The 22,152-nt window shown below is 42.0% G+C and carries 19 protein-coding genes and 2 pseudogenes; 6 read left to right on the top strand and 15 right to left on the bottom strand.

Features of this window, described 5'->3' with window-relative positions; translation table 11 throughout:
- A pseudogene (locus EWV60_RS16455) lies at window positions 1–235 on the top strand (IS1 family transposase); the annotation flags it as partial.
- On the opposite strand, the gene EWV60_RS16450 reads toward EWV60_RS16455, so the two are convergent.
- The 3 genes from EWV60_RS16450 to recF form a co-directional block, all read right to left on the bottom strand.
- Entirely contained in the window at window positions 236–3,025 is a 2,790-nt protein-coding gene (locus tag EWV60_RS16450) for a caspase, EACC1-associated type (protein ID WP_287233424.1), read from the bottom strand.
- A gap of 10 nt (window positions 3,026–3,035) precedes the next feature.
- Window positions 3,036–3,413, bottom strand: a complete 378-nt coding sequence (locus tag EWV60_RS16445; RefSeq protein ID WP_002795797.1) for a hypothetical protein — start codon at window positions 3,411–3,413, stop codon at window positions 3,036–3,038.
- A gap of 446 nt (window positions 3,414–3,859) precedes the next feature.
- Complete coding sequence (gene recF / locus EWV60_RS16440; RefSeq protein ID WP_002747232.1) at window positions 3,860–4,987, bottom strand: DNA replication/repair protein RecF; 1,128 nt, start codon at window positions 4,985–4,987, stop codon at window positions 3,860–3,862.
- A 157-nt stretch (window positions 4,988–5,144) separates the two neighbouring features.
- Between recF and EWV60_RS16435 the strand changes: the two genes are divergently transcribed.
- On the top strand, window positions 5,145–5,717 hold the full coding sequence (locus EWV60_RS16435; protein WP_002738348.1) for a DUF2808 domain-containing protein: 573 nt from the start codon (window positions 5,145–5,147) through the stop codon (window positions 5,715–5,717).
- Window positions 5,718–5,804: 87 nt separating this feature from the next.
- Here EWV60_RS16435 and EWV60_RS16430 read toward each other — a convergent pair whose 3' ends face one another.
- A complete protein-coding gene (locus tag EWV60_RS16430) occupies window positions 5,805–6,449 on the bottom strand; it encodes a Uma2 family endonuclease (RefSeq protein WP_287233417.1) in 645 nt (214 codons plus the stop codon).
- A 313-nt stretch (window positions 6,450–6,762) separates the two neighbouring features.
- On the opposite strand from EWV60_RS16430, the gene EWV60_RS16425 reads away from it, so the two are divergent.
- Window positions 6,763–6,933, top strand: a complete 171-nt coding sequence (locus EWV60_RS16425) for a metallothionein (RefSeq protein ID WP_287233415.1) — start codon at window positions 6,763–6,765, stop codon at window positions 6,931–6,933.
- Between the two features lie 35 nt (window positions 6,934–6,968).
- Entirely contained in the window at window positions 6,969–7,403 is a 435-nt protein-coding gene (locus EWV60_RS16420; protein WP_002754959.1) for an ArsR/SmtB family transcription factor, read from the top strand.
- On the opposite strand, the gene EWV60_RS16415 is transcribed toward EWV60_RS16420, so the two are convergent.
- A complete protein-coding gene (locus EWV60_RS16415) occupies window positions 7,400–8,188 on the bottom strand; it encodes a pentapeptide repeat-containing protein (protein WP_287233411.1) in 789 nt (262 codons plus the stop codon). The two genes, EWV60_RS16420 and EWV60_RS16415, sit on opposite strands and share 4 nt — an antisense overlap.
- A gap of 201 nt (window positions 8,189–8,389) precedes the next feature.
- Between EWV60_RS16415 and EWV60_RS16410 the strand changes: the two genes are divergently transcribed.
- Entirely contained in the window at window positions 8,390–11,452 is a 3,063-nt protein-coding gene (locus EWV60_RS16410) for a sll1366 family intein-prone helicase (protein ID WP_287233407.1), read from the top strand.
- On the opposite strand, the gene EWV60_RS16405 is transcribed toward EWV60_RS16410, so the two are convergent.
- From EWV60_RS16405 to EWV60_RS16365, 9 genes are all read right to left on the bottom strand, one after another.
- Entirely contained in the window at window positions 11,449–12,324 is an 876-nt protein-coding gene (locus EWV60_RS16405) for a DUF6515 family protein (protein WP_287233404.1), read from the bottom strand. The two genes, EWV60_RS16410 and EWV60_RS16405, sit on opposite strands and share 4 nt — an antisense overlap.
- Window positions 12,325–12,506: 182 nt before the next feature.
- Window positions 12,507–12,839, bottom strand: a complete 333-nt coding sequence (locus tag EWV60_RS16400) for a type II toxin-antitoxin system PemK/MazF family toxin (RefSeq protein ID WP_103112813.1) — start codon at window positions 12,837–12,839, stop codon at window positions 12,507–12,509.
- Window positions 12,836–13,078 (bottom strand): AbrB/MazE/SpoVT family DNA-binding domain-containing protein, encoded by a 243-nt coding sequence (locus tag EWV60_RS16395; RefSeq protein WP_002778729.1) that lies wholly within the window; start codon window positions 13,076–13,078, stop codon window positions 12,836–12,838. The genes EWV60_RS16400 and EWV60_RS16395 overlap by 4 nt, the downstream gene beginning before the upstream one ends.
- A gap of 91 nt (window positions 13,079–13,169) precedes the next feature.
- Complete coding sequence (locus EWV60_RS16390) at window positions 13,170–13,946, bottom strand: DUF2092 domain-containing protein (RefSeq protein ID WP_287233399.1); 777 nt, start codon at window positions 13,944–13,946, stop codon at window positions 13,170–13,172.
- Between the two features lie 33 nt (window positions 13,947–13,979).
- Window positions 13,980–14,642, bottom strand: a complete 663-nt coding sequence (locus EWV60_RS16385) for a potassium channel family protein (protein WP_287233396.1) — start codon at window positions 14,640–14,642, stop codon at window positions 13,980–13,982.
- A 955-nt stretch (window positions 14,643–15,597) separates the two neighbouring features.
- On the bottom strand, window positions 15,598–18,258 hold the full coding sequence (gene clpB, locus EWV60_RS16380; protein ID WP_287233393.1) for an ATP-dependent chaperone ClpB: 2,661 nt from the start codon (window positions 18,256–18,258) through the stop codon (window positions 15,598–15,600).
- 618 nt (window positions 18,259–18,876) lie between these two features.
- Window positions 18,877–19,362, bottom strand: a complete 486-nt coding sequence (locus EWV60_RS16375; protein ID WP_002738561.1) for a GNAT family N-acetyltransferase — start codon at window positions 19,360–19,362, stop codon at window positions 18,877–18,879.
- Between the two features lie 22 nt (window positions 19,363–19,384).
- Entirely contained in the window at window positions 19,385–19,687 is a 303-nt protein-coding gene (locus EWV60_RS16370; RefSeq protein ID WP_287233390.1) for a hypothetical protein, read from the bottom strand.
- Window positions 19,688–19,806: 119 nt separating this feature from the next.
- Window positions 19,807–20,700, bottom strand: coding sequence for a methylenetetrahydrofolate reductase (locus EWV60_RS16365; protein WP_002778720.1), 894 nt, complete (start codon window positions 20,698–20,700; stop codon window positions 19,807–19,809).
- Between the two features lie 225 nt (window positions 20,701–20,925).
- On the opposite strand from EWV60_RS16365, the gene EWV60_RS16360 reads away from it, so the two are divergent.
- Window positions 20,926–21,648 carry a GDSL-type esterase/lipase family protein gene (locus EWV60_RS16360; protein ID WP_287233387.1) on the top strand — a complete coding sequence of 241 codons (723 nt, stop codon included), beginning with the start codon at window positions 20,926–20,928 and terminating at the stop codon, window positions 21,646–21,648.
- Between the two features lie 392 nt (window positions 21,649–22,040).
- Here the strand turns inward: EWV60_RS16360 and EWV60_RS16355 are convergent.
- Window positions 22,041–22,152: pseudogene (locus EWV60_RS16355) on the bottom strand (IS630 family transposase); the annotation flags it as partial.

Below are 22,152 nucleotides of genomic sequence, written 5' to 3'. Positions count from 1 at the left end.
CAGTCGGAAAAGAAACTGGTCAAACTAATCCTATTGAAAGATTAAATAATACCTTTCGACAAAGGATTTCTCGGCTGGTGAGAGAGAGTCTATCTTTCTCTAAAAAAATGGAGAATCACCTTGGGGAACCCTTTGGTATCTTATCCATGACTACAATGCACAGCAAAGCAAAGGATTAAGCCGCCATCACTACTACCGAATCACCACCCAGACTTTTTCAGCCAACCCTGATTAGCTAGGGACTAGGTTTTTTGGGTGAGTTTAAACAGGATAAACCAGCATCTTTAGCATCTTTAGCAGTAGGATCCTTGATTGGGACAAAAGCAAAATCTGAACTTAGTGTCCGACACTCCACAATGTGAACAAATTCTACGGAGGGATTTTGGGGATCGCCATTTACATTAAGTTTCTTGCGATCGCCATTTTCATCGAATTGAATTGTCCCAGTTGCACCTTTAGTGACAAGAAAATCAAGAGACTTTAATTGTTCAAGGATATTAATTCGTGTGGGAGTATTTGCCTTTTCTAGAGCTTTTGTTAGAGCAAGCGTTGCATCATAGGATAGGGCTGTTATTGCATTAACAGAAGTTGTAGTCCATAAAATTTTAGCATCCTTAAGAAAATCCTGGTTAGGACTGTTTAAAGAATCCCAAGGAACCGCTATAACAAACTTTTGAAAAGGTTGTAGGTTGTCAATTTGTTCTAAGGTACGAGAACTACGAAGCCCCCATGATCCGATAACCCAATTTTGACTATTATTAAGTTTTATAAGTCTAATTGCATCGCCTTGAGCATCGCCAATTGCTTTTGGGAATAGTACAAGCCCTATTGTTTCTGTTATTTTTTCTTCTTTCTGTCGTCGTAACTCTTGGATGGCTTCTTTTTCATTAAAATTATTTCCCAGATCAAATTCATCTAATTTTACTACAGTTCCAGAGAATGGAGGGCGTGTAAAAATAGTTTTAAAACTATTAAAAAAAGATTCACTAAATGGACTTCCTTCACTATAAAGGCCTACCACTTTTTTAATAGACTTTTCTTGCAAAAATTTTGCAATGGCAGGAGATTGTTGATCGCTGGAAAAAACAGTTCGCAGGAAATTTTTTCTGGGGTATTTAGTAAGCTCGCTAGTCGTTGATCCGGGAGAAATCAAAACTAAATCATTTTCCTTATAAATATCCACCGTTGCCACAGTCATTTCACTGGGATAGTGACCAACAACCCCTAAAATTTCAGGACGCTGGGAAAGAGATTTTGCTGTCTTTTGGGCTAGTAATTCGTCATTTTCATCATTAGTAATGACAACTTTTAATCCCTTACCATTAATCGCTTTTTTGTTGATAAAATTTTGATCTGGAAAATACTTGAGGAATGGATCATTGTCATTTAAAAGTCCCAGATTAATTTTTGTTTGTAATTGCGCTACTCCTCGTAACATTTCATTTGCTCGACTATCACCATCATCATCATTAAAGTCATTTTGATTTTTGGGAATACTAACAGCAACAGCAATGGTGTAATATGGCATTTTATTGGCTTCTAGTAAAGCATTATTTAAGTAAATTAACGTTTCTGGATCTAGCCTATCCTGTTGCCATGCGTCCTTAAATCTTAACAGGGCTTTTTGATAATCACACTGTGCAAAATATTCTGTACCTTTCTTCTTGTTAAACGATTGAGAGTAATTAAGAACTTCTTCTCCTTCACTAATAAAGTCTCCCGTTTGTTTTGGACAATTATCAGGGCGATAAATGGCAAATAAACTTACAACTGCTATTGATGCTATTCCTATGCTAACTGGCAGATTTAATTTGAAATTTTGGGGCTTTAAAGTTTTTATAGAATGCAAAATTTGGGCGATTTTTGCAGAAGGCGAAGTGATTGGTGGAATCGTCGGAGTAATGGGATAAACCTCATTTTGCACTTCTTCTTCAATCACCTGAATATCCTCATCCCTGAGTCCATAGATAATTTGCAGTTTCTTTAAACTCTCTTTATCTTTGTTTTTCAATGGAGTATGATTAGCAGCAGCTATTATTTTCCGAAACGCATTCCTATATTTCTTAATATTGTCTCGTCGCAGTAGCAGTGGGTTAAGAACTTCTGTTTCAATCGTTCTGGCTTCATCTGGTGAGAGATTTAATTGATCTATTGTTGCATCCAAAACTGCCCTATCTGCAGCAGAAAAGTCTTCCTCCTTAAAACAATAATCTTTAATATCCTCATCATTCCACTTTTTAATAATATCCTCAACTATTTTACGATACTTAAATTTAGGATCATTAGCAGCAAGAGGAGATTTGGCTAAATAAATAGTATCCTCTCCTTCAAGAGAAAGATAAAATTTGGGAGTCATTGCAGGGGCAGCTTCCTTTACTCGTTCGCTGGCATACTCATGCAATTCATTAACAGAAATTAATTGATCACCATCCTGATCTGCTGCACCAGTTTCAATTCCTTTAACTAGATATTTTGTATAGATGGACAAATCGTTATCTTCCGACTCAAAAGAATATTCAATCGGACTAGAAGAGGTTAAAATCGCCCTTCCTTTACCTCCTAATTCCTCTTGAATGTTAAATTCCCCTTTGATTGGCATTCCCTGAACCAATGCTCCGCTAAAACAGCAGTCGAGAATAATTATCTGCCTTTGGGAACGACTATCTGTGATGTACTCTTGAAGTTTACTTGCCGCTAAAGCTGTTGCACGACGAAAATCTCCATTCTGATCACGCCCAGTTTCTCTTGTACTTAGAAAAAATCTAGCATTTTGAGCTTTAAGTCCATGCCCAGAAAAATATAAAAGCACCAAATCATCTTTCTGTCGATCAGCAAATAAATCGTCAACTGCTTTTTCCATGCTCCCTTTGTCTGGGTTAGGCAAAACTGTAACCTGATCAAAGGCTCCCATGTCTGGATGCTCTAATACTCGGCGCATTGCTTCAACGTCTAGAATGGCACTAGAAATTGGGCGCAATCCTTCGGAATACTCGCTCACACCAATTAACAAAGCAATTTTTGCCATAATACCTTCTTTAACCTGAGATAAAGTCTTGAGCCGCTTTAATAGCCATTTCCAATTCTTCTCGACTGTGAGCTTTAACCGTCAACTTGCGACCATTGGCCTCTACCGACAATTCTATCGGTTTACCTCCCAGGCGATCGCCCAGAAACCCTAACAACTTTTTCCCATTAGCGGGGTTAACTTCGGTCATTAACATTCCACCCAAAAAACCGCCCAACGACTTATTACCTTCAGGGGGATTGGGATCAAGAATACGTTTAACCGATTCAACTTCATCTGCCTGTTCTAGTTCTGTTAGTAATACTTGGGCCTGTTCGTCGCGTTCTTCAGGCTCCAGGTTAGGATCGTTAAAAGCGATCACCAATTTAATCGTAGATTTGTTACTCATAGGAAGTTGAGTTGAAATAATATAGGATAATACTAATCTTACTGAATTATGCAAATTTTACCATATACCATCTGAAATCTAAATAAGTGATCCCATTTTCATAGAGCATCTCATTTATGCAAGTGAGTAATTATACTTGTCCCTAAAACTGGTTTCTAGCAAGGCTTTCAAAATAGCTTGACATAAAACCTGATTTAGGGGTTACAAAGGTGAGATGCTCCCGGTTTTAACCTTGTACAGGTTAGAGGGTTATGATTCTTTAACAAAGGGAATTGACCACAATCAGCACAGCATCTCCCAATTATTGTCTTTAGGTCGCTAAAATTTCGTTTCTCGCCTTATTTCTCCTTTTTTCTTGAGAATGAAATAGCCCTACCCTTATCAAGGGGGGATAAAATTATGGGTGTATATCGTTAGCAAAGAGACAAACAAAGAGAGGCTATAGACTAATAAAAAATATGTCCCTTTTTGACAGAAAATATCTGGGAAGATTGCAACCAGCGAGACTCAAAAGAACTGAGATGAGTGGTGGTAATTAAGGTTTGAAAACGGTCTTCGATCGCATCTAATAATTGATTTTGTCGTTCGATATCTAATTCCGCTAAAACATCATCGAGGAGTAGTAGGGGAGGTTCCCCGATAATCTGCTCTAGTAACTGTAATTCTGCTAATTTCAAGGCTAAAACTAAGGTTCTTTGTTGTCCTTGGGAACCGTAGGATTTAGCGGGGTTTTGGTTAATTAAAAAATCCACTTCATCCCGGTGGGGACCGACTACCGATGTCCCTAGCTGTTTCTCGGCCAAACGACGGGTTTCAATTTTATCTAAAAAAGCCGTTTGTACCCCATTGACATCATCTTCTACCCAAGGCACATTGGGAATATATTGTAATTCTAGATATTCAGTTTTTCCGCTAATACTTTCGTGCCATTTTTGAGCTAAAGGAATTAATCTTTGCAGGACTCGCGCCCTTCTTCTCGTAACTCTTGAACCAGTTTCTGCTAATTGTAAATCCCAGAGTTTTAGTTGGGATAAATCCGCATAAACTTTTCCCTCTAATTCCTGTTTACGAATCTCTTTTAAAAGAGCGTTCCTTTGTCGTAAAACCTGATTATATTGCTGTAAAATATGAACGTATAGGGGTTCTAATTGAATTAATAAAGTATCTAACCAATCTCGGCGAGCTTCCGGACCACCGCGCACTAAATCCAGATCGAGACTAGAAAATTGTACCGCATTAATCACGCCCAAAAAATCGAGATGACGGCGCAGGGGTTGACGGTCACGGATCACGGTGCGACGACCGGAAGAACGGAGAATTAAACTTAATTCTGATGCTCCATAAAGACGATTAACCCTAGCAAAAATTCTCGCCTCCGAGTCCGATTCTAGCACTAAATCCCGATCCTTGCTGACTCGATGGCTCTTGAGAGTGGCCAAAAGTTCGATCGCTTCTAGTAAATTGGATTTTCCCTGAGCATTATTGCCCAATAATATTGTTTTTTTGGACTCGAATTTTAGCAACTGTTCGGCATAATTTCTAAAACTGTGAAGGTGCAGGTGTTCGAGATACATTGCAAGTTGGGGGTTAAGTATTGGGGGTGGGAGAGTGGGGAGAAAACAACTGATCACTGATCACTGATAACTGATCACTGATAATGGCAGCGGCTGAGGGTTAAGTGAATTTGCTATAATTCTCCTTGACAATCAATATTTTATAGTAGCTTTTACCTTGAAGATTCCCTTTTTGCCTTTAAAACAGACTGAAAGTCTATCTAAACTCGCTTTGATTGCTATACTCGCTTTTGATGCTTCTGTGTCTCTCGCAGGACAATTTCCCGATGGCAGAGTATTTTTTGAGAGTTCTCCCACTCTGGTTAATTTCTTCGCTACTTTCCAATCCGTGCGTGCTTGGGGGGCAAAATACTATCTTACCATCGCTCTGCCGCCGTCTCTCGGGGCGCCCTTGGGCAAAGTAACTATACAACAGCAGCCTAATATTCAAACTATTGCTTTTCTTGTTGATCAAACTTTTGCTTTTCTTGGCGATCGCAATCAGCGAGGCGAAAAATTAACCCTAAAATCCACTACTTTTGACCCCAATACTCAGACGATTACGGTCATTTTTGATCCTCCTGTCCCCCCCGGTAATACCGTTTCCATCGGTCTGAAACCAGTACGAAATCCCGATTATGGTGGTGTCTATCAGTTTGGAATTACTGCTTATCCCCCCGGAGACAATTCTCCCGGATTAGCTCTAGGAGTCGGACGTTTAACAATTTACGATGCTGGCGATCGCTGGTAGGCCGTTCTGCGTCTAAAAACAGTAATCAGTGAGCAGTAAAAAGACAGTAGGAAACCTCAGTTCCCTGACTTCGTTCTCGATTTGAAGTTAGGGATTAAGCGTTTGCTTGACCCAAATTCGGAATTGTTTTAATGCCATGGCACTACCGATTTTTTGACTATTTTGTAGCGTTTCTGGAATTTTTTCTATTAGATTAAATTGAGGAAATAGTCGGCTTTGGCAAGATTCAACGTATTCTGATCCTTGCAAAACATTGATTTCTAGTCTCTCTCCATTATATCGCCACAATTCAGGAACACCCAATCGCTCATAATTATTAAATCTGGTTCGCTTAGTAATATCAATCTCAATTGCTAAATCGGGAGGGGGATCAATCGCCAAATCAAGGCGCGTTTTTCCCCGAATAGCATGACAATTTTCGATATAAAAAGACTCATCTGGTTCTATTCCTTGATCCATTTTATGATTTTTAAAGGTTGTCGATCCAGCGGGTTCATAGTCTAACTCTAATTCATCTAGAAGAACTTTAACCAAATCCCCGATTAAAACTTTGGTGTTTTCATGAATAAAAAGAGGAGTCATTGCTTCTAAAGTTCCTTGACTATAAGATAGACGAATTGACCGTCGATCTCCCAATTCGTCAAGAATTGTTTCATAATCTTGCCAAGTGAGTGAAGTTAACAACAGGCGATCGCCTGGGGTAACAGTTAGTTGTTTTAATGCTAATAACATCAGAATTTGTCGGCTCAGTTGTTATGATTGGGCGGTTTAGTCAGTATTTAACTTTTTTCTACCTTAGACTATATATAGCAGTTTTCATCAGAATGAGGCATGGGCAAGGGGCTTAAACTCTTGGTTGGCAAAACTTGTCGATACCTCAGTAACCTGAAAAGCTCTATATGCAAACAGAAAACTCCCATCTGATCACTGATCGAGGAGAACTTCCCACCCGTCTGAGTTTTAGAAAAATTTAACTTTATTCAATCCATGAACATCTGTTCAGATGTTATACTAAAGTCAGTAAAGAAGTTCAGAGGTAGTAACCATGATCGCTGTCACCATGATGAAATGTGCTTGTAAATCCTGTTTGTGTGTAGTATCGATCGCCGATGCCATCAAAGAAAACGATCAATACTACTGTTCCCAAGCTTGTGCCAATGGTCACGTTAACGAGAACGAGAAAGGCTGTGGACACCAGGGCTGTCGTTGCGTTTAAATTTAGTTATTAGGGAGAAGGGGACAAGTATCGGCATGGAAGATTTGATCGATACCTCCCTTTCTCAACTTTCCCTTAATAACCGATCAGGAAAAAATATGGCCCTAGAGAAAATAGCACCGGTTTGTGGGGAATCCCATCACCAAGAGGCGAAATTCCAGCACTTGCAGGGATTAGAAATCGAAAAAGCCCAAAAAATGGCCGAATTTTTCAGCCTTTTGGGGGATGCCAACCGCCTAAGAATTCTGTCGCTTTTAGCCAAACAAGAATTATGTGTTTGTGACTTAGCCGACGACTTAGGGATGAGTGAATCGGCCGTATCCCACCAGTTAAGAACCCTAAGAGCCTTAAGATTAGTTAAATACCAAAAACAGGGACGGAGAGTCTTTTATCGTCTTGCCGATCATCATGTTCTTGACCTTTATTACGCGGTCTCGGAACATTTAGAAGAGCCAGCGGACGAGGATTAAAACAGTCCCAAAGCGGGTAAAACAAACTGTAGGAGCAGAGAACCAATCCCCTGCACCATTTGGTCTAATTGAGCGTTGCCACCACCTTGTTCTCGCGGTTTTAGGGCGATTTCCATGCCTTTAATAAAATTCTCTGCCGCTTCGTAACCGGGGGTATTGCCTTGTCGTTCAAAGAGAGTCGAAGCCATTTGAGCGTCCTGGGCCGCTAGAGCATTTTGTCCCAGACGATAGTGAGCCATGGCCCGGGCCAGATAAGCTGGAGCATATTCCGAGTTGATTGTCAAGGCCTTATTAAAATTTTCTATAGCCGTGCTGGTGCGTCCCTGTTTTCCTTCCACCATCCCTAGACCGTAGAATAGTTCAGGAGTACCAGCACTACTGGGAATTCCCACCGCACCCTGCACGTATGCAGTGTCTAGTTTGGTGTTGTCAAGGTTAGCATTATTGAGATAAGCGCCTCTTAAATCCGCACCCGTCAAGATTGCCCCGCTTAAGTTCGCTCCAGTCAGATTAGCACCAAAAAGAGAGGCTCCAGTTAAATTAGCACCACTCAGATCCGCTCCACTTAAATTAGCTTGACTAAGATTAGCACCGACGAGATTGGCCCCATTTAATTTTGCCCCAGTTAGATTCGATTGCACTAACCCCGAACCGCTCAGATCGCATTGGGGACATTTTCGGGTGGATAATAATTGCTGTAGATGGTTTAAATCTTCCCCATAACCAACTAGGGACAAGTTCAGGGGAAGACTGAGGAGGAGGGTTAGGGCGATCGATTTGTACATAGTTTAAAAATAACTCTAGTTATTATTATTGATAATAACCATGCGATCGGGGCTAATCGCTGAACTAGATTCTGCTTGAGAAATCAGCCCTTGTCCACTAAAATAGGAGATTAGAGGCTCTTAAGGTCAGAAGAAGCGACAAAATCGAGATTTGTTACCTTTTCAACAGCAGGTTTTTTAGAGGAATTTCCCTATTTTATAATGACTACTCTACACGGTAATTGGCTGATTGGTTCGCAGGATAGTGTTTTTTTTCTTTGGGGTGAACAGTGGCAAGGGAAGGAATTAAGTGAAACAAAGGAAAATCATCCTTTTTGTCTAGAATCTGGGGCATTAGCCCAATTTATCCAGAAATTTTCTCCTCAGCTTGACTGCTATTCTCCAGAATCAATCAAGCTCAGTTTGCCTAGTTATTCCCCCCCAAGGAAAAAATATTTTTTACCGCTGCTGTCGGGGCAAATTCTCGAACCCACAGCTAAATCCTTGTCTTGGCAACCATGGCAGGTATCGGGATTAACTTTTTCTGCGGGGATGATAATACAGTTATGGGAGAAATTACCCCTAGCTAAGGCCGAATTTATCGGCAATGATCTACGATTTTGGCTGTATTTGCACCGTTGGAGTTTAGATTTATTAGCAAGGGGGAAATTTTTAGCGGGAATAAATCAGGGTGAAAGTTGCTGGTATCCGCTGCTAGATAGTACCATCGATCGCACTCGTTTAGCTAAGTTTATCCAAACCATCCCCCCGGTTTGTCTTGCCTATCAAGAAAATAGCGAACCACAAACAATTATTCTCGATTGCTTAAAAAATATTGTCGATGCTCGTTTGCGACAAAAAATAGATAGTACTGTTAATATTTCCCCCTCATTGATGGTGAAAACTTGGCTACAATCTTTAAGCGGTGATCATCATGACATTGCTTTAGAAGCCAAGAATTTACAGCGTCTAGAAAATGCTTATAATAACTGGGTGTTTCCTATCCAAGAAAGTTTAGTTAATGGCAATAATCGCCAATTAATCGAGAATCAATACCGTGTCTGTTTATCTTTACAACCTCCCAGATTAGGGACAGCGTGGAAACTAACCTATTATTTACAAGCGTTAGATGATCCCGAATTTCTCATTAGTGCCAAGTTGATTTGGTTAGAGGGGAAAGAAAGTTATCATAGTTATCAAAGAGTTGTCAATAATCCCCAGGAAATTCTCTTAAAAGGATTAGGATTAGCATCGCGATTGTACGAACCGATTAGAATTAGTTTAGAGCAAAGACACCCGGAGGAATGTTCTCTTGATTCGATCGAAGTTTATCAGTTTATTCGCTCGATCGCTTGGCAATTGCAAGATCAGGGATTAGGGGTAATTTTACCAACGGGGTTAACTGCTGGTAGTAATGAACAAAGATTAGGAATTAAGATTGCTGCCAGTGTAACTCCCAAAAAAGGAGAAAGATTAAGTTTAACCAGTTTATTAAACTTTCAGCTTAAATTAGTGGTAGGGGAACAGGAAATATCGAAAAAAGATTTTGATAAGTTATTAGAGAAAAAATCGCCAGTGGTGGAAGTGGGGGGCAAATGGTTAATCCTACAACCTACGGATGTCAAAGCAGCTCAGGCAATTTTAAATAATACCATTACTCCCCTTAATCTCTCGGTAGAGGATGCCCTGCGCTTGAGTTCAGGAGATAATAATCTAATTGCTAAACTGCCGGTAGTTAATTTTCAAGCGGAGGGAGCATTAAAGGAATTAATTGATAATTTAAATAACAATCAAGGGATTCAATTAATCAACCCACCGCGGGAATTTCGGGGGGAATTACGTCCCTATCAAATCAAGGGAGTTAGTTGGTTAGCTTTCCTAGAAAAGTGGGGTTTAGGTGCTTGTTTAGCCGATGATATGGGTTTAGGAAAAACCCCGCAATTAATCGCTTTTTTACTAGCATTAAAAGAAGAGGATATGTTAGTTAATCCCGTGTTAGTGGTGGCTCCCACTTCTGTGGTTAATAACTGGGAACATGAGTTAAGAAAATTTGCTCCCACCCTGGCTGTTTTTGTGCATCATGGCGAAAAAAGATTAAAAGGTCAAGCTTTTGCTCAAGAGGTAAAAAATAAATCGGTTGTTATTACCAGTTATCCTTTAATCTATCGCGATCTGTCCACTTTGGAAGCAGTACAATGGCAAGGTTTAGTTTTAGATGAAGCTCAAAATATTAAAACCTCTACGGCTAAACAATCCCAAGCAGTGCGAAAAATACCCGCAGGATTTCGGATTGCCTTAACGGGAACTCCCGTAGAAAATCGCCTGACGGAATTATGGTCAATTTTGGATTTTCTCAATCCCAATTTTTTAGGAACTCAAGCCTTTTTTCAGCGTCGTTTTGCCCTTCCCATTGAAAAATACGGCGATCAAGAATCCCTGCATAATTTACGTTCCCTTGTCCGTCCTTTTATTTTAAGGAGATTAAAAACCGATAAAACTATTATCGAAGATTTACCAGAAAAACAGGAAATGAATATTTTTTGTGGTTTATCGAAAGAACAGGGACAACTTTATCAACAATTAGTCGAGAAAACCCTCCAGAAAATTGAAGAAACCCAAGGGATTCAGAAACATGGATTAATTTTAACCTTGCTAATGCAACTAAAACAAATTTGTAATCATCCCGGCCATTTTTTGAAAGAAAATAGTTTAGAAACCAGTCAAAGATCGGGAAAATTATTACGCTTAGAAGCCATGGTAGAGGAAGTGATAGCAGAAGGCGATCGAGCTTTAATTTTTACACAATTTGCTGAGTGGGGAAAACTCCTACAAACCCATCTCCAGAAAAAATTAGCCGAGGAAATATTATTTCTCTCCGGTTCTACCAAAACAAAAGATCGGGTAGAAATGATCGAGCGCTTTCAAAATGATCCCCAAGGACCAAAGATTTTTATTCTCTCCCTGAAAGCGGGGGGAACAGGATTAAATTTAACGCGCGCTAATCACGTTTTTCATATCGATCGTTGGTGGAATCCGGCCGTAGAAAATCAGGCCACTGATCGCGCTTTCCGCATCGGACAAAAACGTAATGTTCAGGTACATAAATTCATCTGTACGGGAACCCTAGAGGAACGCATTAATGAGATGATCGAAAGCAAGAAACAATTAGCGGAACAAACCGTAGATGCTGGGGAAAATTGGTTAACCGAATTAGATACCGATCGCCTACGAGATTTATTATTATTAGATCGATCGGCAATTATTGATGAAGAAGAAACTGATTAGAAGCGAACCACCTGATAAACCGTGGAACCATTCTCAAACAGAGGCCGATAGTAAATACCGCTGCAATTGTAATAAAGCGTATTGTCAGCCGTAATTGTGGTGCAGCCGTCTGGGATATAGGTGACAATTGCGCCGATTGGCGGGGCCACCACCGTGTAGGAACTGCCGCTAGGTTGAAGATAGATGCCGTCCGAGTAAATGTAGGAAGTAGAACCCACATAGACGGTATTGTAGTAGGGGGGGAGAGTAGCGATCGCTGAACCGATGACTAAGCCGGTGGTCAAACCCACCCAACCCCAACCCGGGGGGACGTAATAACCGCCACCGTACCAACCGCCACCACGCCAGTAACCGTTACGATTATCGTCAATAAAGTTCTGACGGTTCTGTTGGCGATCGCTAACCTGCTGCTGCCGTTCCCCCTGTCTTTCGGTGCGTTCCCCTTGACGGGTATCGGTTCTTTCGGTGCGTTCGTTCTGCCGTTCCCCCTGTCTTTCGCTACGTTCCCCTTGACGGTTTTGTTGACTGGTTTGCCGTTCACCCTGTCTTTCCGTGCGTTCCCCTTGACGAGTTTGTTGATTAGTTTGTCTTTCCCCCTGTCTTGCGCTGCGTTCCCCTTGACGGTTTTGTTGACTGGTTTGCCGTTCCCCCTGTCTTCCAGAAAAATCTCTAGAGGGTTGGGAACGATTACTAAAATTCCCTCGGTTTTGCAGATCACTACTGCGGTTAACCCGTGGGGAAGCTCCACCACCGCCACCGCTACGACCACCGCCACCGCCACCGCGAGCGTCCACATAATCCGTGATCAGTAAACTTGTACCCAAAAGGAGGGCGGCAAGAACACATAAGTTTTGACATAAAGATCTTTTCATGGCCCGGACTCCTTGATTTTTTTATCTTCCCAGATTATTTTCTGCAAGCGTTCGACGGTTTCTGGTGCAAAAAAAACGCTCTCCTGTTTCTACACGAACTCTGGCGGGAACATTTTATATAATAAATCTGGGTTGGGTTCATAATTAATATCGCTCTTCTGGGACTTTTGAGAATGTCCCTGTCAGAACAGAATCGGCTTAATTCTTCTGAGAACATCCTGGAGCAACCGTTCTGGACACTTGCCGATAAAGCTCGCTTTTCTCGCTCGGAAGTCCAACGATCGCAGTTGATCTACCATGATAACTCCTGTCACTGCCTCTCCATCTGGAATCTTGACGTAGAAAGGGTTCTGGCGTTGCGTATTGCTCACCGGACAGACAAAGGCAAAACCAATCTTGCGATTAAAATCAATATGGCTTACCACCAGTGCTGGACGATTACCCATTTGCTCATGCCCAATTTGTGGGTCGAAGCTCAACCGCAGGAAATCTCCACGTTCTGGAATGTATGTCACCAAATCTCCTCTCCCATTGGCCGTCCCCAATCCACTTCCGGCTCCGGTGATTCAACAACCTCAGCCAGTAGTTCTTCTAGGCTTAACTCAGGCAAGGCTTGAATTAGCTCAATTACTAGCTTTCCGTTTTCCACAGAACATTCAACAACGTCCTTAGGATTGAGGTTCAGTGCCTCCACCGCATACTTGGGAATCCGAATCGCTAAAGAATTACCCCAGCGTCGAATCTGCGACTTCATGATCCCACCTCGAATTCGTTAGATATTCAAAGTATATCAAAACGCTGATTTAGGGGAATACCGACAAGCGATCGCATTTTATGAACAGGGTTTACTGCTGGGATTGATTATCCCTAGGGGGTAGAAGTTCGATAGGGATCGACTCTGATCCCGGTTGGAAAGTGAAAGTATCGGCGGGTGTACTGGGATTAAAATTCCAGTCGGATAATATTGCCGTGTACTGGGGTGAACCGGGTAGAGTTTTATAGGTGATAATCGCTTTCCTCATTAGGGGGGTGGCATCCTGCGTGACCCAGATTTGATAATCGCGATCGCTACCGATCAGCAGCAGATGATACATCGGTTCGCGGTTGACCATGTCGTTGCCGATAAAAATAATTTGCTTGACATCGGCCATTAGATCTGCACAGGGATCGTTCGCTGCCAGATTTGACATGGGAATGCTGATCCCGTACTTTTGCTCTACTTGGTCCAAGACTTCATCCAGAGTATTCGGTGCTGGTTTCGTGACGTATAGATCCCGTTCCAGATCCGCAAGGGTGAAGGTTTTACCATCGTAAAAAAAGCGGGTAACTCGTTCATCCCCAGTGTAGTCCGAGCGCAGGCGATCGGGTTTCTCTACCCAGATGTTTTGATAGGCGCTGTACTGAACTTTCGCCCCTGAGTCGAGTATATCGTCATAGGTGACATCCATCTTGACGGTGAACGATCGCTGTTTGGTTAAATTAGCACAGAGTTGCTCGATCACTTGTTCCGCCGTTTTTGGGCGGATTTCCTGGGCCAGAGTGGGGATTTCCGCCAAGACTGCCGCAGCAGTGACCCAAGGCAAAAGCAAAGAAAGAATCGGGATAAAGCGACGCATAATCATCTAATATTCCCCCAGGGCGATGGATTGTTTTGGTTAACGACCATTGTGTAAACTGACTAAACGAGCGATAAAAACGGCGGGATAGAGAACTCCAGTCATTCCTTCTAAATTGGCTAGAACTCTAGCGATTTTACTGGTAGGAACTATATCACCGTAGCCAACCGTAGCCAGGGTAGTAAAGCTGAAATGAAGTAGATCCGCCTGGTTGACGGTTTTAGCGGCGGAGCTAAAGGAATCGGGTTCAAAAATCTGGACGATATTATAAGCGGATGCCCAGAAAAATCCTAAGAGAAAATAGACACAAATTCCCCCCTTGATGATATCGGATGTGACCTGTTCGGCGAGAATTAATTCTAGTAAAATCGAGTACACACATAAACTAACAAAAGCTAGAGAAATTAATGTACTAGATAGCTCGAACCAACGGTTGAAATCGCTATAAATAGGGATAATCGTGCTGAATGCTCGCAGGAGGAGGGCAATCAAAAACAGACCGATATTAAATCTTAAAGCCAATTTACTTCGATCGATCTGATAGACGGCGATGATCAGAGAGAGGGAGAAGAAAAAGAAAATCAGCCAATCTCCCAGGGGTAGATATACTAAAAACGGGTAAATAATGTAGAGCGAGAGCAGATTTGCCAGCAGCCGATTGTATTTATTTTCTGTTGCCCGCATCAATTGACGGAATTTCATAGCAGCGAACCTTTAATTGGCTTAACCATATACCAAGTCTCGTTTTGAGGAATTTTCTCTCTATTCTAACTCTCCTCCTCTGACAGAAGATAAATAAGTTAGATCGTAGCGTTCAGATTTTAGCATAGAGTACAAGTAACCCGTGTTAAGCTGTCGATCTAACAACAAAGCTTAACAGCTGCAATGGAGCGCAGCAGAATTGCCATCCAGTGCAGCACATTAGAATTCTTGCAAATTAATTATATGTTATAAGATTCGGTTAACTAATTTTCCCCAAAAAAATAGTTAATAATATATTTGTTCTGAATGAAAACCAGAAGTTTAACTTTTAACTCAAAATTCTTTAGATATGCTTGAATTTGGTTGTCAAAACCTCTTTATTTAAGCAGCACAAACTCTCTCAATTTTTATAATTGAGAATAAATTCTCCTGACTAATTACAATTCTCCTTCACTGGATTAATGTTTGGCAACTTTTAATAAGCTGCTACACCTATCCCTAACTCATAGTTATAAATAGCTGGTTATAATTAAATTAAAAATGGATTTTAGGTTCGATACCCCCTGCCCCCCTTGATAAGGGGGGTGCCGATAGGCGGGGGGATCCCCCTTGATAAGGGGGGCATCTGATAATTTTTAACGCCTACCTACTTAAATAGCCGCCAACAGATTAACTTTTAAACTATATCTTCGACGACGATCCTGATATTTACAGGATAGGCTAGATATCAGGAGAGGCAAGAGGCAAAAGGGGGAATAAATAATCAGTTTTTAATAACCGAATTTAGTATTAGTATATATGTATGTGGTAAGTTGAGGAATAAAAAAACTTGAGGAAATTTTTCCTCTGGCGGGATGTTACTAGACTAACCGCCCAAGGGAAAAAATAGGATTCTTTTCGGATATTTTTGGCTTTTACGGTAAACTCAGAGGGGGAATATATCCCCTATCTGGTTTTAATCTGAACTGAGGTTAACCACAGCTAATTCTAATGTTTGCCCTTCCTTTTCTAGCTCCTTTTTGCTAAAACTTAACACCTCATCCAGACAATCAATTACCACCGTATCCCCTTCCATAAAAGCTTGTTCGAGAATTTTTGTGGCTAAAGGATTCTCTAACTCCCGTTGGATAGCACGTTTTAAAGGTCGCGCACCGTAGGTGGGATCGTAACCAACAGTAACAATATGATTTTCTGCGGCCGTAGTTAATTCTAGATTGATTTTTTGTTCTCCTAATAATCTTTCCAGACGCTGTAATTGCAGACGAACAATATAACGCAATTCTTCTTTTTTCAGGGTATGGAAAATAATTAAATCGTCGATACGATTCAAAAATTCGGGACGAAAATGACTCCGCAAAGCTGTTAAAACCCGTTTCCGCATCTCCTCATAATCGGCATCTTCGGAAACATTTAAAATATGGTCACTGCCAATATTACTGGTCATGACGATAATCGTATTCCGAAAATCCACCACTCGCCCCTGAGAGTCGGTAATGCGCCCATCGTCAAGCACTTGTAATAAAATGTTAAAAACATCCCGATGGGCCTTCTCCACTTCATCCAATAAAACCACAGAATAGGGACGACGACGCACCGCTTCCGATAGTTGTCCCCCTTCCTCGTAACCCACATAACCCGGAGGAGCGCCGATTAACCGCGAAACCGCGTGTTTTTCCATGTATTCCGACATATCGATGCGAACCATGGCTTCCTCGGAGTCGAACAGTAACCCCGCCAAGGCCCGCGCTAACTCGGTTTTACCCACTCCTGTGGGTCCCATAAATAGGAATGAACCAATCGGACGGGAGGGATCTTTCATTCCTGCGCGTGCGCGTCGAATCGCCGCTGCTACTGCCGTGACCGCTTCATTTTGTCCGACAACTTTTTTCTGTAAATGAGACTCTAATTCTAATAATTTTTGTCGTTCCGATTCCATTAAACGATTGACGGGAATTCCTGTCCACCGGGCAACTATTTCGGCGATATCAGCATCAGTTACCTGTTGTCTTAACAGGGTAGAACCTGCCGCTTGAATCGTTTCTAGCTCTTTTTCTTTTACTTCTAATTCCCCCTGTAAAATCTCTAGTTTGCCATACTTTAATTGGGCCGCTTTATTGAGATCATAAGCTCGTTCCGCCTGTTCCACCTGTAGGCGCAATTGTTCTTCTTCCTCTCGCAATAATTTAATTTCCTCGGCGATATGTTTTTCCGTTTGCCATTGGTCAGCGAGGGGCTTTTGTTTACTTTCTAATTCCTCAATTTCTTCGACAATTTTTTCTAAACGCTCTTGAAAAGCTCGATCTTTTTTCTCCTCTTTTTCTAAGGAGAATTTTTCCATCCGTAACTGCATTAAGCGACGATCTATCATTTCCAAATCGGCGGGTTTAGTGGTACTTTCTACCTCTAATTTTGCCGCCGCTTCATCGACTAAATCGATCGCTTTATCCGGTAAAAAACGATCGCTAATATAACGATGGGATAAGGTAGCTGCTGCCACTAGGGCCGAATCGGTAATTGTCACCCCATGATGCACCTCATAACGTTCTTTTAAACCCCGGAGAATCGAGATAGTATCCTCCACGGAAGGTTCCTTAATATAAACCTGTTGAAAACGTCTTTCTAAAGGGGGATCTTTTTCAATATGATTGCGATATTCATCCAAAGTTGTCGCCCCAATACAGCGCAATTCTCCCCGAGCTAACATAGGTTTTAATAGGTTGCCTGCATCCATCGATCCCCCTTCCCTAGAACCCGCAGCGACAACGGTATGCAGTTCATCAATAAAGAGAATAATTCGCCCTTCTGATTGGGTAACTTCTTTCATGACTGACCGCAATCTTTCCTCAAATTCGCCTCGATATTTTGCCCCAGCGATTAAACTTCCCATATCGAGGGAAATTAACTGACGATTTTTCAAAGATTCGGGAACATCTCCGTTAATAATCCTTTGGGCCAATCCTTCCGCAATAGCGGTTTTTCCTACTCCCGGTTCACCGATTAAAACCGGGTTATTTTTTGACCGTCGCGAGAGGACTTGTACCACCCGTCGAATTTCTTCATCACGACCGATAACCGGGTCTAATTTGCCTTCTTTGGCTGCTGCTGTTAAATCCCGGCCATATTTATCTAAAGCTTCGTATTTTTCCTCTTGATTGGGTTCAGTAACCTTTTGAGTACCGCGAATAGCTTTGATAGCTAATTCTAAATCTTGGGGGTCAAGATTGAAAGTGCGTAAACATTTCCGGCCCACCCTTTCATCTTCGGCAAAACCGACGAGAAGATGTTCGACGGAGATAAATTTATCTTGCCAACTTTCCCGGGATGCTTCCGCTCGATCGAGCAGCAGATCAAGACCACGACCTAGGTATAATTGATCGACGATGGCCACTTTCGGCTGTCGGTTGGTGAAGACTTCTAGCTGTTGTTGCAGTCGGGGAATTTCTATATTAGCTTTTTGTAAAATCCGGGTGGCTAGACCGTTATTCTGCTCTAGGAGGGCAATAATAACGTGTTCCACCTCTAAGGTCTGATTTTTAAAGCGTCGCGCAATTTCTTGCGATTTAACAATCGAATCCCAAGCTTGTTCGGTAAATTTATTCGAGTCTGTGGGTTGCATTCTGCACCAATGAGGAAAGCCAGTGTCAGAGGTATAGTATAGCAAGGAGTCTCGATCGATCACAAAGTTCTAGGCTCAACAAAGGATCTGACTTGAAAGAGGGTGTAGGGTGTGGGGTGTAGGGTGTGGGGTGTAGGGTGTAGGGTGTGGGGTGTAGGGTGTAGGGTGTGGGGTGTAGGGTGTAGGGTGTGGGGTGTAGGGTGTGGGGAGAATAAATAAAAAAGTCTCCTATCTCCTATCTCCTATCTCCTGACTTGAAAATACAAGCTGAAATAAGGCAAATTCGTCAATCATACTAAATCCGTTGAGTATAGGCTACATATCAGGAGAGGCACTCCTGCGAGTGAAGTGACTCTCAAATTATTACAGATGCGTCAGCGGCTGCGTGTAAGCATCCCACCGAAAAACTAATGCGCGGGGGGTTTGGGGGGTTCTACCCCCCAAAAGCTTGGATTGAGTAATCAGATCTGAAGTAATACGGCCATCCGTTGAGTCTAGGCCACATATCAGGAAAGAAACTCCTGCAAAAGGGGGAATAAATAATCAGTTTTTAATAACCGGATTTAGGATCAGAATATTTTCATGCTTGACGGTGTAACTTGTTGCATCGGGACTGACTTATTTATCACTATTACCCAATTGGGTTAAAGCTGTCCCGGTAAGACGACAAATTTGCCACTCTTGGAAGACCTTAGCCCCCATTTTTCCATAAAAATCGATCGCCAGTTGATTCCACTCTAAGACAGTCCATTCTAAAAGTCCCGCATCCCTAGCGACGGCAATTTTAGCCACAGCCATTAGTAAAGCTTTCCCGATACCTTGACTGCGATAATCGGGTAAAACGAAGATATCTTCTAGGTAAATCCCCGGTTTAGTTATAAAGGTGGAATAGTTAGTAAAAAATAGGGCAAAACCGACTATTTTACCCTCTACTTCCACCACCAATGCTTCGATGTAGGGTTTTTCTCCGAATAAATGCTCCCCTAAAGCTTGACTATTTCCTGTCATCAAATGGCTGAGTTCTTGATAGGCCGCTAAGGCGACAATTAAGTCAAAAATAGCCTTGACATCGGTAGCAACGGCGGCACGGATGGAATAGTTCATGATTGCTGGTCAAATCTTGATTTTAATGCTGATGATGTTCATGAGGAGATTCAGCAGGGGGAGAATTAAGATTGGAAAAATGGCCGTTATTTAATCCCATGCCAACGCTGCCAATACTGAAAAGTCCCATGGACACAAAACCGGCCGCAATTGTCCCCATGGCCACGGTTCCAATGGAAACTATTCCCATAGGAACAATACCGATGGAAATAACGCCCATGGGAACAATGCCAATAGAAATTATACCAGTGGGGGCAATACCGATCGACAACCATTTTCGCCCACCACAACTATTCTCTTTTTCTTGACCTAGATTGGAATCCATGCTTTTAACCCCGAAGATGCTTTGAGCCTTCCCATCCTAGGTTAGGGGTAGAATTCTTGTCAAAAGACCGCTAGTCAAAATGAAAGTTAATTTTTTCTAAAAACTATTGACTTTTCATCTTAGTTATGCACTGGCGGGATACCAGCCAGATCGAGAATTTTCGGGACTAAATCCTCTCGTTTAATCGCCATGATGTGGACACCTTGGCATAACTGCTGGGCTAATTTTATTTGTTCGGCGGCGATTTTGATGCCTTCTTCGAGGGGATGAGGTGCATCAGCGAGTCTTTGAATAATATGATCAGGAATTTGCACCCCCGGCACATTTTTATTTAAAAATACGGCATTTTTAGCCGATTTTAACAGAAAAATTCCTGCTAGAACTGGTTTATCGGCGAGGGAGGCCACCTGCTGCATGAACTTATCAAGACACTCGAAATCCGTAACTAATTGACTTTGAAAAAACTGCGCTCCTGCTTCGATTTTACGCTCAAAACGGCGTTGAAGACCAGACCAACTTTTTGACTGCACATCAACGGCAGCCCCGGCAAAAAGTTCTAGGGATCCATCGGGTAAAGATTTATCGTTAAAGTCAAAACCTTTATTTAATTTATCGATTAATTTTAACAAACGTACCGATTCTAGGTCAAAAACTGCCCTAGCTTGGGGGTGATCTCCTGCTTTGACCGGATCTCCAGTTAAAGCTAGTATATTTCTCAATCCCAAGGCATGAGCGCCCATGAGATCTGCTTGTAATCCGATCACATTGCGATCGCGACAGGCCATTTGACAGATGGGTTCGATGTCGTGTTGATAGAGAATAGCGGAGGCCGCCAGAGAGGACATTCGCACTACGGCGCGACTGCCATCGGTAATATTAGCCGCATGAACGCGATTTTTTAGCCAGAGGGCCATTTCTAGCATATGACTGGTATTACCCCCTTTCGGGGGAGTAATCTCGGCTGTAATCAAAAATTCTTGGTCTTGAACCGCGCGTTGTAAACGAGTAGTCATCAATTTATCTAGGTTTTAACCATAAATTTTATAGTAGATTTAGCCCGGAAATGACTCGGAGGCAAGGAATGATCATCGGGCTGTTTTATACTGGTCGGTGTCAGCACCTGGCTGATATCAGATAAGTTAACTGGCAGGAAAAAATTTTTAATGTAGTATAATACACGGACAGTTTAACCAAATTCGTTTATAAGTGTAAAGGACAACCGATTCGATCGAGCGATCATGCAAACTCTTTCTCGTTTACCTACTAAAGACAAAGCCCTAATCATGACCCATCCCCTCAAAATCGTCGCTTTAGGAGATAGCCTTGTGTATGGCTATGGCGACCCCGTGGGTGGCGGTTGGGCCGAGCGCCTACGTCGTTTGTGGATGGAAAGTGCCGGTCATGCCCTGTATAATTTGGGGATTCGCGGCGATCGAGTGGTACAAGTGTCCGAACGTTTAGAACAGGAATTTCGTCTCAGGGGGGAAATTCGCAATCGTCTCCCCGACCTGATTCTTCTCTCCGTCGGTGTTAATGATACAGCCCGTTTAGGCCGGCCCGATGGTCGTACTTATACCGATCACGATCTTTTTCAAACTCAAATCGAACATTTACTCGGCCGGGCCCGTTCTCTTTGCCCGGTTTTATTTATAGGTATGATTCCCGTGGATGAGCGGAAAATGCCCTTTTTAGATTGCTTTTACTTCAACCATGGCGATCAGTATAGTTTTAAGGAAACCACTAAACAAGCTTGTCTAGAGCAAAATATTCCCTATCTCGATTTATTTGATCTCTGGATGGACCGGGGTGATCTGTGGTGCCAAGAAAGATTAATGGAAGATGGACTTCATCCCAATGTGCAAGGCTATCAATCAATTTTAGAGGATATTTTAAACTGGTCGCCCCTCACCTCCTTTGTCGGTGTGGATAGTTTTATTCAACCTTTCACAGGAATTGCATAAAAGTGATGTCCTCTGTTCTCAGTTTGTTTGACATTGACGCTAGATTCTTGGTTCAACAAGTTCACTTCTTCCTCTTCCGTCGAGACAACCCAATAATTACCTCTGGCAGCTTCTTCAAGTGAAATTGCCCCTTCAGTTTTTTGGCGGTGGCTTTCTGGAGTTAAAGACAATTTGTTAGCATACTCTAGCAAAATTTGAGGAACATCGTCATAAGTTTTTACGCACTTAAGTTACACTGACAGCATCACCCTTATTTTGGAGAGATTTATTTAATTCGCGCCCTTAAAACCAGAGGAGATACCAAAAAACGCCCCGCTGTTGTCGTTTCTATCAATGTCAGGATCAGCTTTCTAGCAGTGTTTTGCTTGTTCCTTTGACCAGCGATTTATACTTTAGACGTTCATAATCTGAGATTTATTAAACTTCTGAAATCGTAGAGTCAGCAAGGAATCCAGTTCTTTTTTATGTTTCAGATGGGCATCATTCAGACATTCATAAATAGCT

The sequence above is a fragment of the Microcystis sp. Msp_OC_L_20101000_S702 genome (assembly GCF_007095705.1).
GTDB lineage: Bacteria > Cyanobacteriota > Cyanobacteriia > Cyanobacteriales > Microcystaceae > Microcystis > Microcystis ichthyoblabe_A.
Note: the sequence above shows the minus strand (reverse complement) of the source record. Positions and strands in the feature narration are given on the sequence as shown.

Bases quoted from the DNA above. Each gene is read 5' to 3' on its own strand.
- EWV60_RS16450 (WP_287233424.1), bottom strand. From the start codon at position 3,025: ATGGCAAAAATTGCTTTGTTAATTGGTGTGAGCGAGTATTCCGAAGGA.
- EWV60_RS16445 (WP_002795797.1), bottom strand. From the start codon at position 3,413: ATGAGTAACAAATCTACGATTAAATTGGTGATCGCTTTTAACGATCCT.
- recF (WP_002747232.1), bottom strand. From the start codon at position 4,987: ATGTATCTCGAACACCTGCACCTTCACAGTTTTAGAAATTATGCCGAA.
- EWV60_RS16430 (WP_287233417.1), bottom strand. From the start codon at position 6,449: ATGTTATTAGCATTAAAACAACTAACTGTTACCCCAGGCGATCGCCTG.
- EWV60_RS16425 (WP_287233415.1), top strand. From the start codon at position 6,763: ATGATCGCTGTCACCATGATGAAATGTGCTTGTAAATCCTGTTTGTGT.
- EWV60_RS16420 (WP_002754959.1), top strand. From the start codon at position 6,969: ATGGAAGATTTGATCGATACCTCCCTTTCTCAACTTTCCCTTAATAAC.
- EWV60_RS16415 (WP_287233411.1), bottom strand. From the start codon at position 8,188: ATGTACAAATCGATCGCCCTAACCCTCCTCCTCAGTCTTCCCCTGAAC.
- EWV60_RS16410 (WP_287233407.1), top strand. From the start codon at position 8,390: ATGACTACTCTACACGGTAATTGGCTGATTGGTTCGCAGGATAGTGTT.
- EWV60_RS16405 (WP_287233404.1), bottom strand. From the start codon at position 12,324: ATGAAAAGATCTTTATGTCAAAACTTATGTGTTCTTGCCGCCCTCCTT.
- EWV60_RS16395 (WP_002778729.1), bottom strand. From the start codon at position 13,078: ATGAAGTCGCAGATTCGACGCTGGGGTAATTCTTTAGCGATTCGGATT.
- EWV60_RS16390 (WP_287233399.1), bottom strand. From the start codon at position 13,946: ATGATTATGCGTCGCTTTATCCCGATTCTTTCTTTGCTTTTGCCTTGG.
- EWV60_RS16385 (WP_287233396.1), bottom strand. From the start codon at position 14,642: ATGAAATTCCGTCAATTGATGCGGGCAACAGAAAATAAATACAATCGG.
- clpB (WP_287233393.1), bottom strand. From the start codon at position 18,258: ATGCAACCCACAGACTCGAATAAATTTACCGAACAAGCTTGGGATTCG.
- EWV60_RS16375 (WP_002738561.1), bottom strand. From the start codon at position 19,362: ATGAACTATTCCATCCGTGCCGCCGTTGCTACCGATGTCAAGGCTATT.
- EWV60_RS16370 (WP_287233390.1), bottom strand. From the start codon at position 19,687: ATGGATTCCAATCTAGGTCAAGAAAAAGAGAATAGTTGTGGTGGGCGA.
- EWV60_RS16365 (WP_002778720.1), bottom strand. From the start codon at position 20,700: ATGACTACTCGTTTACAACGCGCGGTTCAAGACCAAGAATTTTTGATT.
- EWV60_RS16360 (WP_287233387.1), top strand. From the start codon at position 20,926: ATGCAAACTCTTTCTCGTTTACCTACTAAAGACAAAGCCCTAATCATG.